This is a genomic window from Neisseria sp. P0007.S010 (genome assembly GCF_051962875.1).
Lineage (GTDB): Bacteria > Pseudomonadota > Gammaproteobacteria > Burkholderiales > Neisseriaceae > Neisseria > Neisseria subflava_A.
This window is the reverse complement of record NZ_JBQCUX010000009.1, coordinates 57,678-73,424: the sequence shown is the minus strand read 5'-3', so window position 1 is coordinate 73,424 and position 15,747 is coordinate 57,678. Positions and strand designations below refer to the sequence as shown.

Genomic DNA, 15,747 nt, shown 5'->3' with positions numbered 1-15,747 from the left:
GTTCAGACGGCCTTTTTATATCGGCAGATTATTTTTTCTCTTGCTGACGCGTATATACCAAAGAAGTCAGGATGGACGCACCCAGTGCGCCGAAGACGACAGACAGGGAAATGGAAATCGGGATATGTACCCAGTGCATAATCAGCATCTTGATACCGATAAAGCTCAACACGAAAGCCAAGCCGTATTTGAGGAAAATAAAGCGTTCGGCAAAGTCTGCCAGTAAAAAGTACATGGCACGCAGGCCCAAGATGGCAAAAATGTTGGAGGTGAGGACGATGAAAGGGTCGGTGGTTACGGCAAAAATAGCGGGGATGCTGTCTACGGCGAAGATGACGTCGCTCAATTCGATCATAATCAATACCAGCAAAAGCGGCGTAGCGATGCGTTTGCCGTTTTCAATAGTAAAGAATTTTTCACCGTCAAACTGTTGGCTGGTCGGGATAACTTTTTTGAGCAGGGTCAGGATCTTGTTTTGGGAAAGATCTTCTTCAGCTTCGGCTTCCGGCTTCATCATGTGAATGCCGGTGTATAAGAGGAATGCGCCGAAGAGGTACAAAATCCATTCAAATTGTTGTACCAAGGCTGCGCCGATGAAGATCATGATGGCGCGCAGGACGATGGCGCCGAATACGCCATAGAGCAAGACGCGGTGTTGGAATTTGGGTTCGACTTTGAAGTAGCCGAAAATCATCAGGAAAACGAAGATGTTATCGACGGCGAGGGATTTTTCGAGCACATAGCCGGTGAAGAATTCGAGGACTTTTTCTTTGGCGACAATGGCCCCGTAAGTTGGGTTGCCCGCCAGTTCAAAATAGAGCCAGCCTGCAAACGTGCAGGATACGGCCACCCAAATGCCGCTCCAGGCGAGGGCTTCTTTGATGCTGACTTTGTGGGCGCCGTTTTTTTTCAGCGATACCATATCGATGGCGATCATGATTAAGACGGCAATAAAGAAGATGCCGTAAAACATCGGCGAGCCGACGGACGGGTATTGGGTCATAAACAATCCTTGTGTGTGGGGTATAGGTAAGGTTTACCAAGACAGGTAGAACATCGCCTTGGCAAAAAAGACGATAAACAGCATATGGCTGAATACGACGGCGTGTATGTATTTCGACCAGCCGACGGTGAGGGTGTGTCGGGCCATTTTGACGACGGCGATGGCAAAATGTACCAAAACGCTTATTGCCAACAGGATTTTGATGCTCAGCATGATGCCGAAGGAGCTGTCGAATGGGTGGTGCAGTATCGGCAGGTAGCGGTTGTACACCATCACGATGCCGCTGATGAACAAGGTAATGACGACAGGCGGCATTACGCGGACGGCACGATAGGACATGGCACGTTCGACTTCGCGGCGCGATTCGCGCGAAACGCGGCCGGTGTGCAAAACGGAGAGAACCAGCATTTCGAAAAATACGCCGCCGACAAAGGCAATCGCGCAATAAACGTGGATGATGTGTGCCAGTGCGTAGATACTCATGACGAGTGTTTCCGGTAATTCAGACAAGTCGTCATTGTATCACTACCGAATGCGGTTGATGTATGCGCAATTTTATGCCAAATATATTAAATTTTATAAATATTCTATTGGAATTTCCGTTTGTTTTTGAAGTTAACCGTTCATCAAGGGCGTTATCTTAGTTTAATCTGTCTTTACTTATCAGAAAATATATTAATGAAAGGTTGTGCCATACTGCTCCATATACAGCTTAACCCCCTGATGGAGAATCAAACCATGAAGAAAACTTTTGCAAAAACTGTGACCTTGATCATGCTGGCCGCTTCTTTGGGTGCATGTGCCAATATGACTCAAACCCAACGCAACACTGCTGCTGGTGCGGTATTGGGTGGCGTGGCAGGTAACTTGATTGGTGGCGATACCGGCTCTACCTTGGGTGGCGCGGCTTTGGGTGGCGTTATCGGCAGCCAGGTTCATACCCGCTACTAATCCTTTATTCGGTTAAAAATAAAAAAGGCCGTCTGAATATTCAGACGGCCTTTTGTTTTACGGTTTATTCGTTGACGAACGTTACACCGGTCAGTTGCGATTGCAAAATAGCCGTGCGCAAAGCAGTCAGTGCTTTGGGACGGACAAAGTTGCGGCGATAGGCCAAAACGACACGGCGGTGCGGTGCAGTGCCTTCAAACGGGATAATGCTGAAAAGCATATGGTCGTTTTCGGTCAATGCGGTAGCAGGCATGACGCTGATGGCCAAACCGCTGGCAACCATGTGGCGGATGGTGTTGATGGAGCTGCCTTGCAGGGTATTGGTCAAACCTTGGATTTTCTGTTTGGAAGCCAATTCGGAACAGCTCGCCAACACTTGGTCGCGCATACAGTTGCCTTCGGACAGCAGCAACACTTGTTCTTCGCCCAAAAGCTGAGGCGTAACGGCATCGAGTTCTTCAAAGTGATGTCCTTTGGGAACAATGACGAAGAAAGGTTCGTCATACAGAGGCTCGGTCACGATGCCCGGCTCTTGGAATGGTTCGGCAACGACGATTGCATCGACATCGCCACGTTTGAGCGACTCGGTCAGGATGTGGGTATAGTTCTCTTCCAGCATCAGCGGCATTTTCGGTGCGGTTTCACGCAGCGCGGTAATGAGCTTGGGCAGAAGGTAGGGGGCAACGGTGAAAATCAGGCCAAGTTTGAACGCGCCTTCCAATTCGTTTTGCTCTTCATTAGCAAGGTGCTTGATGAGTTCCGCTTCTTCCAGAACCCGGCGGGCTTGGGCGACAATGCGCTCGCCCGCTTCGGTCGTGATGATGTCGTTGCTGCTACGGTCGAACAGGGATACCGACAGCTCTTCCTCCAGCTTTTTGATGGCGATGGAGAGGGTGGGCTGGCTGACAAAGCAGCGTCGTGCGGCACGTCCGAAGTGACGTTCTTGTGCGACGGCTACGATGTAACGCAATTCGGTCAAGGTCATGTGTTAAGCCTTTTTTTGTTCCGGCAGGGTGATGTTCAGCTCAAGAACGTCCAAGCCGTCTTGTTTCTCTTGGGAGATGCGGATGTCGTCCAATGATACGTTGACGTATTTGGACAGGACTTCCAACAACTCTTTACGCAGGGTCGGCAGATAGTCCGGAGCTTGGCCTTCTTGTGCGCGTTCTTGCGCGATGATGATTTGCAGGCGGTCGCGCGCGACTGTGGCGGTTTTCGGCTTTCTGCCGAACAGCATATCGAGCAGTGACATGTATTAACCTCCGAACAGTCGTTTTAAGAAGCTTTTCTTCTCAGCTTCGAGGAAACGCATTTCGCGGTTTTCACCCAAGAGGCGGGCGATAACGTCTTTGTAGGCTTCTGCTGCTGCGGCATTGTCTTGGTGGATGACAGGTTCGCCGGCATTGGAAGCTTGCAGAACGTTTTGTGATTCAGGAATCACACCGATCAACGGAATACGCAAGATGTCGCAGATATCTTGTACAGACAGCATTTCGCCTTTAGCCACGCGCTCAGGGGAGTAGCGGGTAATCAGCAGGTGCTCTTTAACAGTGCCGCCTTGTTCGGCTTTGCGTGATTTGCTTTGCAAAATGCCCAAGATACGGTCGGAGTCGCGGACGCTGGATACTTCCGGGTTAGTGGTAATGATGGCTTCGTCGGCAAAGTAGAGCGCCATCAGTGCACCTTGTTCGATACCGGCAGGGGAGTCGCAGATGATGAATTCGAAGCCCATTTTTTTGCTGGCCAGCTCTTTCATCACGTTGTCCACGCCTTCGCGGGTCAGTGCGTCTTTATCGCGGGTTTGCGATGCAGGCAGGATGTAGAGGTTTTCGCAGTTTTTGTCTTTAATCAGGGCTTGGTTGAGAGTCGCTTCGCCGTGGATGACGTTGATGAGGTCGTATACGACGCGGCGTTCGCAACCCATAATCAGGTCAAGGTTGCGCAAACCGACGTCGAAGTCGATCACGGCAGTTTTGTGGCCGCGCAGGGCCAGGCCGGTTGCGATGCTGGCGCTGGTAGTGGTCTTGCCTACGCCGCCTTTACCTGAAGTTACTACGATGATTTTGGACACGATATTTCCTTTTTAAGTACTGATGTTTATTCGGCGTCGATTGCGCTGATAACCAGTCGGTTGTCTTGCAATGATACTTGTACGGGTTTTTTGTGCAGATGCTCGGGCAGGTCTTGCTCGAAGTTGCGGTAGATGCCGGCAACGGAGACTAATTCGGCCTGCATGGAATGGATAAAGATGCGTGCGTTGGTATTGCCTTTTGCACCGGCCAACGCTCTGCCGCGCATGGGGGCGTAAATATGGATGTTGCCGTCGGCGATAAGTTCCGCACCTTGGCTGACGATGCCGGTAACGATGAGGTCGCCGTTTTCAGCGTAAACCTGCTGGCCGGTACGCACGGGCGTGCTGACCAATACGGTCGGATTGTTGATAACGGTCGCTTGTACGTCTTGCGGCTGCGGTGCTTGGCGAGGAGTAGGTGCTGCCTGTGTGTCGGCTGCCTGGTTGGAGTTGCCTTGTTTGAAGACCAAGTGGTAACGCGCTGCCGCTGCCGCCCATGTGTCGCTGGTGTGGTGCAGCCCTAAAATTTGCATACCGTAACGGGCAAACAGGGAAATCATGCCGCCCAAATCGATGGATTCGGGATGGTCGAAATCTTGTACGTCTAAAATGAAGGGAACGAATTCGTCTTGGGATTGGCCTGCCAGTTGGCGCAGGAATTCTTCCAATTCGGTTAGATCTGCGGTGTGCAGATGGATGGATAAGACGTCCAAACGTGACGTTTTTATGTCGAATGCGGGTTTCATTGTAATGAAATAATAAAATTTTTTAATGACGTAAGTTTACCGTGTAAATCTTGGCTATTCAATCTGTTTGGCCGTCTGAAACCAAAATATTTTGTTTGAACGTTTTTCAGCTGTATTTAGTGTGGTTTTTTGGTGTGAACGTAGGTTTCAGACGGCCTTGGGGAAGGGGTAGCCGTGTGTGTCGATGTCATCGGCGGCGGCCCACGGCGTGTGGATGAGGGTGGATGGCAGGTGCGCCAATTCGGGGAGGTAACTGCGGATGTAGCTGCCGTCGGGATCGATTTGGTGCGAACGGTGGGCATAGCGGACGGTGGCCGTGTCTTGTGCGGTGAGGTGCCAGTTGGCTTGGTTGAGCGCGGGGTCGGTGCCGGTTTGGACGGAAGCTGTCCATGCGATGCCTTGGTTGGGGTCGAAGTTGAGCGCATGGCAGAAATAGTGGGCGCACAGCTGCTGGAGAACGGGGTGTAAGTGGCCGGTGGCTTCGAGGCCGCGGATGGCGGCGTCGATGATGGGCACGCCGGTTTGGCCGTGTCGCCAGTATTCGCGTACCGGAGCAGCATCGGTTGTTTCGGGCAGGCGGCGGTGGTAGGCGAGCTGGTAGCAGTAGTCGCGGAAAATGAGCTTGTCCAGCCACTCGAAATGTCGGTTTGCCAAGCATTCGGCGGCCAGCAGACGCGGTGAAATGCAGCCTGCGGACAGGTAGGCATTGAGGAGGCTGGTGTTTTTTCGTGCCGGAAAATTTTGGGTAATCGGGTAGTGAACCAAATTCTGTTTGAACGCGTGCCATTGCGTTAAGGCTGCGGTTTCGCCGCCCTGCTGATAGGCAGGCAATATTGCTCCGGTATGGGCTGGAAACAGTGGAACGTTTTGTCCGGTTTGAACAGGCAATTCGGTGTCAGACGGCCTTTGTCCTGAATAAGCCTGCAACCATGCTTGTTTATAGGCGGCAAAATCGGTGTAGGGCAGGCCGTTGGCATCCATGAGGGGGGATTTGGCCAAAATGCCGCGGTCGGTGGCGTGTTGCAGGGGAATGCCTGTGCGGTCGAGATTGTGCCAGAGGTGGTTGTCTTGGCGGATTTCGGCTTCGGTGTAGGCTTCGTCTGTGATGACGGTATGGGCATTGAGCGAAGCGGCCAAGGGGAGGAGGTCTTCGTCGGAAGCGACGACATATAAAGGAATATAGTGCGCCGCCAGACGGGTATGCAGCTCTTGTGCGGCTTGATAATGGAACAGGCTTTGACGCGGATTGTGGTTTTCAGACGGTCTTTGGCTGACCCAGACGCAGGTGATGGGCAAACCGCTTGCAACGGCGGCATTAAGCGCGGCATTGTCGTGCAGGCGGAGGTTGCGGCGGAACCAGACAAGGACGTGAGCAGATTTCATGAGCATGTTCCGACGAAAAAGGGGAAACCATTTTATCAGAATCGGCCTCATGTATCAGGCCGTCTGAAAAATCTTTTGGTTTGATTTCGCTATATAATTTTGGTTTTAGCAATGAGGCGGCAACCATGACCGAGCAAACCGTTTTGGCACTCATTACCTGCCAAACTTATCCCGAACCATCAGACAACCTGAAAACATTGGCGGCATGCTTGGAAAGCATGGGCGTGAAAACCGTATTTGATGCGTGGCAAAACCATCCGTCCGTGCCGTTTTTACTGCCTTTGTGCGCATGGGATTATGCCGCCGAACCCGAAGCCTTCCGCCAATGGCTGGAGCATGCCGGGCAGGCGGGGCAGTGTTTTATCAATCCGCCCGAGTTGATGGCTTGGAATATGGAAAAGACTTATTTGTGCGATTTGGCGGCGCGCGGCGCGCAAGTGATTCCCAGCGTGTTCGTTCCGCTGCAAAAAACCGAATTGGCCGACATCCTGAACCAACAGGGCTGGACGGAAGCGGTCATCAAGCCGGCATTCGGGCAGAGCGGCAAAGGCGTGGTTAAAGTTTGTGCGGAGGCATTGGACGTGAACATGGCGGATTATCCGCAAGGTATGATTGTTCAACCTTATATCCGCGAAATCGAAACAGCAGGCGAAACATCGCTGGTGTTTTTCAACGGCGCATTCAGCCATGCCGTGCGCCGTCAGCCGCCGCAAGGCGAATGGCGCGCCAACTCGGCCTATGGTGTGTCGGTGTTCGGTATTGAGCCACCCGAGTTTGCCATCAGTGCCGCACAAGACGTACTGGCCGCTTTGCCGCAAATGCCGGTTTACGCCCGAGTGGACGGTACATTGGTCGGCGATACCTTCCTGCTCAATGAATTGGAACTCATCGAGCCAGCCCTGTATTTGCACACCAGCGAAGGCGCGACAGAACGCTTTGCCCGACTGTTGGCGCAGTTACTTGGGCAACATTCATCAACCTGAATCAATATAGTTAACAAGCCTCAGGCCGTCTGAAAACCATCTTTCAGACGGCCTGAAGCTTTTTAAAACAAGATTTGCGTGTTTGTATTTTTCAATAATGTGCCATTTGTCGATTGTGTCATTTTAATTGATGCAGTCTTAATTAATGGTTGATTAACTTTCATTTGGCATTTTATCTCGGCCGCAGCCTTTATTTTTAGCGGATTGTAAACAATCTGACCGGTCTAAATAGATATCTTTTTAGGGTAAAACCTCAAAAATCTTTTTAAAAAGAAAGATATTGTCTTATTGAATATTCTGTGCTGAAATTACATGACACTACAAAAAGTAGTGCATAAAAAAATAAAACAGACAAAGGAGAAAGCCATGCAATTGTTTTTAGACAATCTCAAAGCCTTTTTCGAAACCATCAGCGGCTGGGTCTGGGGACCTATTATGTTGATGCTGCTGGTCGGTACGGGCATTTTGCTGACCGTTTTGCTGAAAGGCTTGCAGTTCACTATGTTGGGTTATGCGCTGAAACAGGCGTTTGTGCCGTCAAAGAAGCATGAAGACGGCGAAGAGCACGAAGGCGATATTTCCCATTTTGCGGCGTTGATGACCGCGTTGTCCGCTACCATCGGTACGGGTAACATCGCCGGTGTGGCAACTGCGGTGGTAACCGGCGGCCCGGGCGCGGTATTTTGGATGTGGATGACCGCCATTTTCGGTATGGCCACCAAATACGGCGAAGGTGTGTTGGCGGTGAAATACCGCGTGACCAATTCCAAAGGCGAAATGTCCGGCGGCCCGATGTATTACATCGAAAAAGGCTTGGGCAAAAACTGGAAATGGATGGCCGTCGCGTTTGCGCTGTTCGGCACATTCGCTTCATTCGGTATCGGCAGCTCGGTGCAGTCCAACTCGGTTGCGCAGGCAGTGCAAACCAGCTTCGGTGTCGAACCTGCCTACACCGGCGTGGCCTTGACCGTATTAACGGCCATCGTGCTTTTGGGCGGCATTAAGGGCATTGCCAAAGCCGCATCCTTTATCGTGCCTGCCATGGCAGTGTTTTATGTAGTAGGCGGTATTGCCATTATCGTGATTAATTCCGATGTATTGATGCCCGCCGTCAAACTGATTTTTTCCGATGCGTTTAGCGCACAGGCCGTGGCCGGCGGCGCTATCGGTACAGTCATCCGCTACGGCGTGGCGCGCGGCGTATTCTCCAACGAGGCGGGTATGGGTTCTGCGCCGATTGCCGCCGCAGCCGCGAAAACCGACCACCCCGTCCGTCAGGCTTTGGTTTCCATGACCGGTACGTTTTTGGACACCATTGTTGTTTGCTCGATTACCGGTATCGTGTTGGTCATGGGTCTGCTCGGCGCAGGCGGCGAGTTTGTGAAACCTGAATTGAGCGGCGCGGCGCTGACAACCGTCACTTTCCAAAAAATGCTGCCCGGTATCGGCGGCTGGATTGTCACCATCGGCCTGATTTTCTTTGCCTACTCAACCATTCTCGGCTGGTGTTATTACGGCGAGAAATGCGCGGTTTATGTCTTCGGCGAGAAGTTTGCCGGTTTGTACCGCGTGGGTTACGTCTCTTCTGTCATGCTGGGTACCGTGTTGAGCCTTGATTTGGTGTGGCTGGCTTCGGACACATTCAACGGCCTGATGGCATTGCCCAACCTGATTGCGCTTTTGTTGATGGCGAAAGTCATCGTCAATGAAACGCGCGACTTCAAACAAAAAATCAAAAACGGCGAATTGCCGCATTAATACCCAAGGCCGTCTGAATCTGAATATTCAGATGGCCCGATGTATATTAAGTTTGTTTTGAAAAAAGTCAGAGGAGGAGAAAAATGAAAGTGCTTGTTTTAGGTGCTGGTGTTGCCGGCGTATCTTCCGCGTGGTATCTGGCAGAAGCAGGATATGAAGTAACGGTCATCGACCGCGCCGAGGGCGTGGCGATGGAAACCAGTTTTGCCAACGCAGGCCAGCTTTCCTACGGCTATACCACGCCTTGGGCGGCACCCGGTATCCCGACCAAAGCGCTGAAATGGCTGTTTAAAAGCCATCCGCCTTTGCTGTTTCGCCCTGACGGCAGCCTGTATCAAATCGAATGGCTGTGGCAAATGCTGCAAAACTGCACGGCAGCGCGCTATCAAATCAATAAAGAGCGCATGGTCAGGATTTCCGAATACAGCCGTGAAATGTTCCGCCGTTTTGAAGCGCAAACCGGCATGAATTTTGAAGGGCGCAAAAAAGGGACGCTGCAGATTTTCCGCCAAACCAAAGAAGTCGAAGCGGCAGAACAAGACATTGCCGTTTTGGAACGCTACGGCGTGCCGTACCGCCGTCTGAAACCCGAAGAATGCGCAGAATTTGAGCCTGCGCTGGCACGCGTTACCGCCAAAATTGCCGGCGGCCTGCACCTGCCTGCGGACGCAACCGGCGACTGCCACCTCTTCACTGAAAACCTATACAAATTGTGTCAGGAAAAGGGCGTACAGTTTCATTTCAACCAAACCATCAGCCGCATCGACCACAACGGGCTGCGCATCAAAGCCGTTGAAACCGAAACAGGGCGGTTTGAAGCAGATGCCTTCGTCTGCGCGCTCGGCTGCTTCAGCAGGACTGTGTTGGCGCAGTTGGATCTCAATCTGCCCATTTATCCCGTCAAAGGCTATTCCTTGACCCTGCCGGTCACCAATTCAGACGGCGCACCGGTGTCCACCGTTTTAGATGAGAGCTACAAAGTCGCCATCACGCGCTTTGACAACAGAATCCGTGTCGGCGGCATGGCGGAATTGTCCGGCTACGAAATCAAACTGCCCGAAAAACGCCGCGAAACCTTGGCTTTGGTCGTCAACGATTTGTTCCCAGAAGGTGGCGATTTGAGCCAAGCATTGTTCTGGAGCGGACTCAGACCGATGACGCCCGACAGCACACCGTTAATCGGGCGCACCCGCTTTGAAAACCTGTTCCTGAATACAGGCCACGGCACTTTGGGCTGGACCATGTCGCTGGGTTCGGCAAAATTAACTGCCGATATCGTGAGCGGCAAAGACACCGAAATCCGCAGCGACGACTTGAGCCTGTCGCGCTATCAGGCTTAAGCTGGAAAGCGATAAGGTTTCGCGACGTTTCAAATTTAAAGGCCGTCTGAAAACCATTTTTCAGACGGCCCTTTGTTTCAAAATCCGTGTATCCAATTAGTAAAATAAATAATAACTATTATCATACGCATTAAAAAGTGTTAGTCTGAACCTGTCCCAGCTTTTAGCGCAGGTTTTCTCATGCCCGATTTTTCGATGTCCAATTTGGCCGTTGCCTTTTCCATCACGTTGGCAGCCGGTTTGTTTACCGTATTAGGCAGCGGCTTGGTGATGTTTTCCAAAACGCCTAATCCGCGCGTGTTGTCGTTTGGTTTGGCATTTGCCGGCGGTGCGATGGTGTATGTCTCCCTGACGGAGATTTTCAGTAAATCCAGTGAGGCGTTCGCTGAAATTTATGATAAAGACCACGCGTTTGCGGCGGCGACCATGGCATTTTTGGCCGGGATGGGCGGCATTGCGCTGATTGACCGCCTGGTGCCGAACCCGCATGAAACCTTGGATGCGCAAGACCCGTCGTTTCAAGAAAGCAAACGCCGCCATATCGCGCGAGTCGGCATGATGGCGGCGTTTGCGATTACGGCGCACAATTTCCCCGAAGGTTTGGCGACATTTTTTGCCACCTTGGAAAATCCGGCGGTCGGGATGCCTTTGGCCTTGGCGATTGCCATCCATAATATTCCGGAGGGCATTTCCATTGCCGCGCCGGTTTATTTTGCGACCCGAAGCCGTAAGAAAACGGTATGGGCGTGTCTGTTATCCGGCTTGGCCGAGCCTTTGGGGGCGGCTTTGGGCTATTTGGTTTTACAGCCGTTTTTGTCGCCTGCCGTGTTCGGTTCGGTATTCGGCGTGATAGCCGGTGTGATGGTGTTTTTGGCATTGGACGAGCTGCTGCCGGCCGCCAAACGCTATTCAGACGGCCACGAAACCGTTTACGGCCTGACAACGGGCATGGCGGTGATTGCCGTCAGCCTGGTATTGTTCCATTTTTAAAACCCGTATGCCGAAGGCCGTCTGAAATGATTCAGACGGCCTTTTTGCGTTATAATCCGCACATCAAAAATAACCTTAATTTCACAAAGTTCCATCATGTTAGACAAATACAATCCAGCCGAAATCGAATCCAAACATTATCAAAACTGGGAAGAGCAGGGCTATTTCCAGCCTGATATGGATTTGACGAAACCGTCTTTCTCCATCCAACTGCCGCCGCCCAATGTAACCGGCACGCTGCACATGGGCCATGCCTTCAACCAAACCATTATGGACGGCCTGACCCGCTACTACCGCATGAAAGGCTGCAACACCGCCTGGATTCCCGGCACCGACCACGCCGGCATCGCCACGCAAATCGTGGTCGAGCGTCAGCTTGCCGCGCAAAACGTGTCCCGTCATGACTTGGGCCGCGAGAAATTCTTGGAAAAAGTGTGGGAATGGAAAGAAGTTTCCGGCGGTACGATTACCCAACAAATGCGCCGCGTGGGTTGCTCTGCCGACTGGACGCGTGAGTATTTCACGATGGACGACGTGCGTGCCGAAACTGTTACCGAAGTGTTTGTGCGCCTGTTTGAACAGGGCTTGATTTACCGCGGCAAACGCTTGGTGAACTGGGATCCGGTATTGGGTACGGCAGTGTCTGATTTGGAAGTGGAAAGCGTGGAAGAACAAGGCTCTATGTGGCACATCCGCTATCCGCTGGCCGACAATCCCGCCGAAGCCGTGATCGTGGCGACCACCCGTCCCGAAACGCTGCTGGGCGACGTTGCCGTTGCCGTCAATCCTGAAGATGAACGTTATACCCATTTGATTGGCAAGGAATTAATCCTGCCGCTGACCGGCCGCACCATTCCAGTGATTGCCGACGAATACGTTGAAAAAGACTTTGGTACCGGCTGCGTGAAAATCACGCCTGCGCACGACTTCAACGACTACGAAGTCGGCAAACGCCACGACACGCGCCTGATTAATGTGTTCGACTTGGAAGCCAAAGTGTTGGCAAACGCCGAAGTGTTCAACTTCAAAGGCGAAGCGCAACAAGGCTTTGCCCTGCCTGAAAAATATGCAGGCTTAGACCGTTTTGCCGCGCGCAAACAAATGGTTGCCGATTTGCAGGAACAAGGTTTCTTGGTCGAAATCAAACCGCACACGCTGATGACGCCGAAAGGCGACCGTACCGGCTCAGTGATTGAACCGATGCTGACCAGCCAATGGTTTGTCGCCATGTCCGCCACCCCAAACGGCGGCGAGCCTGACAGCGAATTCAAAGGCTTAAGCCTCGCCGACAAAGCCAAAAAAGCCGTTGATAGCGGCGCAGTGCGCTTTATCCCTGAAAACTGGGTCAATACCTACAACCAATGGATGAACAACATCCAAGACTGGTGTATTTCACGCCAACTGTGGTGGGGTCATCAAATCCCTGCATGGTACGACAACGAAGGCAATGTTTACGTCGCCCGCAATCAGGAAGAAGCCGAAAAACAAGCCGGCAAAACAGGCTTGACCCGCGAAGAAGATGTATTGGATACATGGTTCTCCTCCGCGCTCGTGCCATTCTCCACATTGGGCTGGCCGTCTGAAACTGACGAACTTAAAGCCTTCCTACCGTCCAATGTCTTGGTTACAGGCTACGAAATCATCTTCTTCTGGGTGGCGCGCATGATTATGATGACCACCCACTTCACCGGCAAAGTGCCGTTTAAAGACGTGTATATCCACGGCATCGTGCGCGACCACGAAGGCAAAAAAATGTCCAAATCCGAAGGCAACGTCATCGACCCTGTGGATTTGATCGACGGTATCGACTTGGAAAAACTGCTGGTGAAACGTACCACCGGCCTGCGCAAACCCGAAACCGCGCCGAAAGTGGAAGAAGCAACCAAAAAACTCTTCCCTGAAGGCATTCCGAGCATGGGCGCGGACGCATTGCGCTTCACCATGGCGAGCTACGCCAGCCTCGGCCGCAGCGTCAACTTCGACTTCAAACGCGCCGAAGGCTACCGCAACTTCTGCAATAAATTGTGGAACGCCACCAACTTCGTGTTGATGAACACCGAAGACAAAGACTGCGGTCAAGACGAAATGCAGCCGTTGGCGTTTACCTTTGCCGACCAATGGATTATCGGCAAACTGCAACAGGCCGAAGCCGCCGTTGCCGAAGCCTTTGAAACCTACCGCTTCGACCTTGCCGCGCAAACGCTGTACGAATTTGTGTGGAACGAATATTGCGACTGGTACATCGAGCTGGCAAAAGTGCAAATCCAAACCGGCTGCCCGACAACCCAGCGCACCACACGCCGCACCCTCGTGCGCGTACTCGAAACCATCCTGCGCCTGCTGCACCCAATCATGCCTTTCATTACCGAAGAGCTGTGGCAGGTCGTTGCGCCTCTGGCGAATGCCAAAACCGCCGACAGCATCATGTTGGCCGCCTATCCGCAAGCCGATAAAGAGAAAATCGTTCAGACGGCCTTCGATAAAATGGCCGCATTGAAAGACTTGGTGGAAGAAGTGCGCAAACTACGCGGCGAAATGGGTATCGCGCCAAACGTCAAAGCGCCGCTCTTTGTCGAAGGCAACGCAGAACTCGAAGGCCTGCTCAAATACCTGCCGTCGCTGACCCGACTGACCGAAGCCAAGCTGGTGGACAGCTTGCCCGAAGCGGAAGACGCACCTGTCGCCGTCTGCAACGGCGCGCGCCTGATGCTGAAAGTCGAAATCGACAAAGCCGCCGAAACCGCCCGTTTGAGCAAAGAAGCCGAGAAGCTGCAAAAAGCCTTGGACAAACTCAACGCCAAACTCTCCAAACCCGGCTACACCGAAAAAGCCCCGGCGCATTTGGTGGAAAAAGACAAAGCCGATTTGGCGGAATTGGAAGACAAAATGGCAAAAGTTCAAACCCAGTTGGCGAAGTTGAAAGACTGATTTTGATTGAATAGACAAGGCCGTCTGAAAAATGTTTTTTTCAGACGGCCTATTTTAAGAAAGGAAATAGATGAAACTCTTTATTTTGCCGGTGCTTTTATCCGCAACAACTGCTCTGGCTTCTCCGATTGTCGGTACATGGCATTGCGTGGGTTCTGATGAAAACATTCGCAGTGATGCAAAAGTCGAATATCTTCAGGACGGCAGTTTCCGTGGCGATGCTATACTCAAAATCGATGATGACGGCAATGTCTTGGCATACCGTGTTGTCGGCTCAGGGAAATGGCGTTTTGAAAACAATGCCTTGACGGAAAGCCAAATCAAATATAGCGAAGTTTCACGACAGCACAGCCCCGAAACGCTGGCGTGGTTGGAAAAGTCGGAGGATGGACGACTCTTGGAAAGCATGATGTACACCGGATTGGTCGCGGAGATGGACAAACCCGGAAAAGATGATGTGTATCAACTGGATAAAACAGGCAAATTGGTGTCTGAAGACGGGACTGCCCGTGATGTATGTACGAAAGTGAAGTAAAAAGCGCTTGTAGATCAGATGGGTTTGTCTGATTGATGGCTGAGATAACAAAGGCCGTCTGAAACTTAAATTTCAGACGGCCTTTTTCTTTTTCTCAATCCATTAGATTCAATTAAACCAAACAATCTGACTTTCATCCACGCTGATGCGGATTTCCTGTCCGGTTTGCGGTTTGTCCGTATCGTGGTCGGCGTGGGGATACCAAATTAAATCGCCGTATTGCGGATGGGTGAGGGTGAGGCGTATGCCTTCGGCGAGGGGGACGGCTTCGCTGATGCGGACGGCTGTGCCGTTCGGGTTGAATCGGATGGCGTGTTGGGGGATGTAGCGTGTGTCGTCGGTGTTGGCCAAACCGAGCAGCAGGGCGGCTTGGGCGTTGACGGGGCGGCGGATAAGGGTTTCCGGCGTGCCGTGTTGGAGGATGCGGCCTTCGTGCATGATGGCGATGGTGTCGGCCATGGTGCAGGCTTCCTCGGCGGAGTGGGTCACGAGGATGGCGGGGATGTTTTGACTGCGGATGCGTTCGGCGGTCAGGGTGCGCAGGTGGTGGCGCAGGTGGGTGTCGAGGCTGGAGAAGGCTTCGTCCAAGAGCAACAGTGACGGGCGCGTGATGAGGGCGCGTGCGAGGGCGAGGCGTTGCTGTTCGCCGCCGGAGAGGCTTTCGGGTTTGCGTTGCGCTTCGTGTTCCAAACCGATGTCGCGCAAGGCTTGCATGGATTGTTCTTCGATTTCGGCTTTGGGCAGGCGGCGCATTTTGAGGCCGAAGCCGACGTTGTCGAGGGCGGTTAAATGCGGCAAAAGGGCGTAGTCTTGAAACATCAGCGAGATATTGCGCTTTTCAGACGGCATGTCAGTGATGTTGTCGCCGTTGAGCCAGACTTCGCCGCTGTCGGGACGCACCAGGCCGACGATGGTTTTGAGCAGGGTGGATTTGCCGCAGCCGGATCGGCCGAGTACGGCGAGGATTTTGCCTGCTTCGACGTTTAGATTAATGTCTTGGGCAACGGTTTTGCTGCCGAAGCGTTTGTTGATGTTTTTGAGTTGCAACATGGTTTCAGA

General features: G+C 52.4%; 15 protein-coding genes. 7 read left to right on the top strand and 8 right to left on the bottom strand.

Annotated features, from left to right (window positions below):
• Positions 1-28: 28 nt before the first annotated feature.
• Positions 29-1,003, bottom strand: a complete 975-nt coding sequence (locus ACTHR7_RS07890; RefSeq protein WP_440370627.1) for a TerC family protein — start codon at positions 1,001-1,003, stop codon at positions 29-31.
• 33 nt (positions 1,004-1,036) lie between these two features.
• Positions 1,037-1,486, bottom strand: a complete 450-nt coding sequence (locus tag ACTHR7_RS07885; RefSeq protein WP_049330770.1) for a CopD family copper resistance protein — start codon at positions 1,484-1,486, stop codon at positions 1,037-1,039.
• 255 nt (positions 1,487-1,741) lie between these two features.
• Here ACTHR7_RS07885 and ACTHR7_RS07880 point away from each other — a divergent pair, with 255 nt between their 5' ends.
• A complete protein-coding gene (locus tag ACTHR7_RS07880) occupies positions 1,742-1,954 on the top strand; it encodes a glycine zipper 2TM domain-containing protein (RefSeq protein ID WP_003684747.1) in 213 nt (70 codons plus the stop codon).
• A 64-nt stretch (positions 1,955-2,018) separates the two neighbouring features.
• On the opposite strand, the gene ACTHR7_RS07875 is transcribed toward ACTHR7_RS07880, so the two are convergent.
• The 5 genes from ACTHR7_RS07875 to ACTHR7_RS07855 form a co-directional block, all read right to left on the bottom strand.
• Entirely contained in the window at positions 2,019-2,939 is a 921-nt protein-coding gene (locus tag ACTHR7_RS07875; RefSeq protein ID WP_049330768.1) for a hydrogen peroxide-inducible genes activator, read from the bottom strand.
• 3 nt (positions 2,940-2,942) lie between these two features.
• Positions 2,943-3,206: a cell division topological specificity factor MinE gene (minE, locus tag ACTHR7_RS07870; protein WP_003680625.1), complete on the bottom strand. Its 264-nt coding sequence runs from the start codon at positions 3,204-3,206 to the stop codon at positions 2,943-2,945.
• A 3-nt stretch (positions 3,207-3,209) separates the two neighbouring features.
• The gene (minD, locus tag ACTHR7_RS07865; protein ID WP_070645666.1) at positions 3,210-4,025 is read right to left on the bottom strand and encodes a septum site-determining protein MinD; all 816 of its coding nucleotides are present in this window, start codon (positions 4,023-4,025) and stop codon (positions 3,210-3,212) included.
• Positions 4,026-4,051: 26 nt separating this feature from the next.
• A complete protein-coding gene (gene minC, locus ACTHR7_RS07860; protein ID WP_070461264.1) occupies positions 4,052-4,771 on the bottom strand; it encodes a septum site-determining protein MinC in 720 nt (239 codons plus the stop codon).
• 147 nt (positions 4,772-4,918) lie between these two features.
• Positions 4,919-6,154, bottom strand: a complete 1,236-nt coding sequence (locus ACTHR7_RS07855) for an FAD-binding domain-containing protein (RefSeq protein WP_440370626.1) — start codon at positions 6,152-6,154, stop codon at positions 4,919-4,921.
• A 125-nt stretch (positions 6,155-6,279) separates the two neighbouring features.
• On the opposite strand from ACTHR7_RS07855, the gene ACTHR7_RS07850 reads away from it, so the two are divergent.
• The 6 genes from ACTHR7_RS07850 (at position 6,280) to ACTHR7_RS07825 (ending at position 14,688) form a co-directional block, all read left to right on the top strand.
• Entirely contained in the window at positions 6,280-7,137 is an 858-nt protein-coding gene (locus ACTHR7_RS07850; RefSeq protein WP_440370625.1) for an ATP-grasp domain-containing protein, read from the top strand.
• Positions 7,138-7,503: 366 nt separating this feature from the next.
• Positions 7,504-8,895 (top strand): alanine/glycine:cation symporter family protein, encoded by a 1,392-nt coding sequence (locus ACTHR7_RS07845; protein WP_296185734.1) that lies wholly within the window; start codon positions 7,504-7,506, stop codon positions 8,893-8,895.
• An 83-nt stretch (positions 8,896-8,978) separates the two neighbouring features.
• Positions 8,979-10,235 carry a D-amino acid dehydrogenase gene (locus ACTHR7_RS07840; protein ID WP_440370624.1) on the top strand — a complete coding sequence of 419 codons (1,257 nt, stop codon included), beginning with the start codon at positions 8,979-8,981 and terminating at the stop codon, positions 10,233-10,235.
• Positions 10,236-10,415: 180 nt separating this feature from the next.
• On the top strand, positions 10,416-11,225 hold the full coding sequence (gene zupT, locus ACTHR7_RS07835) for a zinc transporter ZupT (RefSeq protein WP_002224778.1): 810 nt from the start codon (positions 10,416-10,418) through the stop codon (positions 11,223-11,225).
• A gap of 96 nt (positions 11,226-11,321) precedes the next feature.
• On the top strand, positions 11,322-14,153 hold the full coding sequence (locus tag ACTHR7_RS07830; RefSeq protein ID WP_440370623.1) for a valine--tRNA ligase: 2,832 nt from the start codon (positions 11,322-11,324) through the stop codon (positions 14,151-14,153).
• 70 nt (positions 14,154-14,223) lie between these two features.
• Positions 14,224-14,688, top strand: a complete 465-nt coding sequence (locus ACTHR7_RS07825) for a hypothetical protein (RefSeq protein ID WP_296186398.1) — start codon at positions 14,224-14,226, stop codon at positions 14,686-14,688.
• A 108-nt stretch (positions 14,689-14,796) separates the two neighbouring features.
• Here ACTHR7_RS07825 and ACTHR7_RS07820 read toward each other — a convergent pair whose 3' ends face one another.
• Positions 14,797-15,738 (bottom strand): ABC transporter ATP-binding protein, encoded by a 942-nt coding sequence (locus ACTHR7_RS07820; RefSeq protein ID WP_296186396.1) that lies wholly within the window; start codon positions 15,736-15,738, stop codon positions 14,797-14,799.
• Positions 15,739-15,747: the final 9 nt, after the last annotated feature.

Bases quoted from the DNA above. Each gene is read 5' to 3' on its own strand.
- ACTHR7_RS07890 (WP_440370627.1), bottom strand. From the start codon at position 1,003: ATGACCCAATACCCGTCCGTCGGCTCGCCGATGTTTTACGGCATCTTC.
- ACTHR7_RS07885 (WP_049330770.1), bottom strand. From the start codon at position 1,486: ATGAGTATCTACGCACTGGCACACATCATCCACGTTTATTGCGCGATT.
- ACTHR7_RS07880 (WP_003684747.1), top strand. From the start codon at position 1,742: ATGAAGAAAACTTTTGCAAAAACTGTGACCTTGATCATGCTGGCCGCT.
- ACTHR7_RS07875 (WP_049330768.1), bottom strand. From the start codon at position 2,939: ATGACCTTGACCGAATTGCGTTACATCGTAGCCGTCGCACAAGAACGT.
- minE (WP_003680625.1), bottom strand. From the start codon at position 3,206: ATGTCACTGCTCGATATGCTGTTCGGCAGAAAGCCGAAAACCGCCACA.
- minC (WP_070461264.1), bottom strand. From the start codon at position 4,771: ATGAAACCCGCATTCGACATAAAAACGTCACGTTTGGACGTCTTATCC.
- ACTHR7_RS07855 (WP_440370626.1), bottom strand. From the start codon at position 6,154: ATGAAATCTGCTCACGTCCTTGTCTGGTTCCGCCGCAACCTCCGCCTG.
- ACTHR7_RS07850 (WP_440370625.1), top strand. From the start codon at position 6,280: ATGACCGAGCAAACCGTTTTGGCACTCATTACCTGCCAAACTTATCCC.
- ACTHR7_RS07845 (WP_296185734.1), top strand. From the start codon at position 7,504: ATGCAATTGTTTTTAGACAATCTCAAAGCCTTTTTCGAAACCATCAGC.
- ACTHR7_RS07840 (WP_440370624.1), top strand. From the start codon at position 8,979: ATGAAAGTGCTTGTTTTAGGTGCTGGTGTTGCCGGCGTATCTTCCGCG.
- zupT (WP_002224778.1), top strand. From the start codon at position 10,416: ATGCCCGATTTTTCGATGTCCAATTTGGCCGTTGCCTTTTCCATCACG.
- ACTHR7_RS07830 (WP_440370623.1), top strand. From the start codon at position 11,322: ATGTTAGACAAATACAATCCAGCCGAAATCGAATCCAAACATTATCAA.
- ACTHR7_RS07825 (WP_296186398.1), top strand. From the start codon at position 14,224: ATGAAACTCTTTATTTTGCCGGTGCTTTTATCCGCAACAACTGCTCTG.
- ACTHR7_RS07820 (WP_296186396.1), bottom strand. From the start codon at position 15,738: ATGTTGCAACTCAAAAACATCAACAAACGCTTCGGCAGCAAAACCGTT.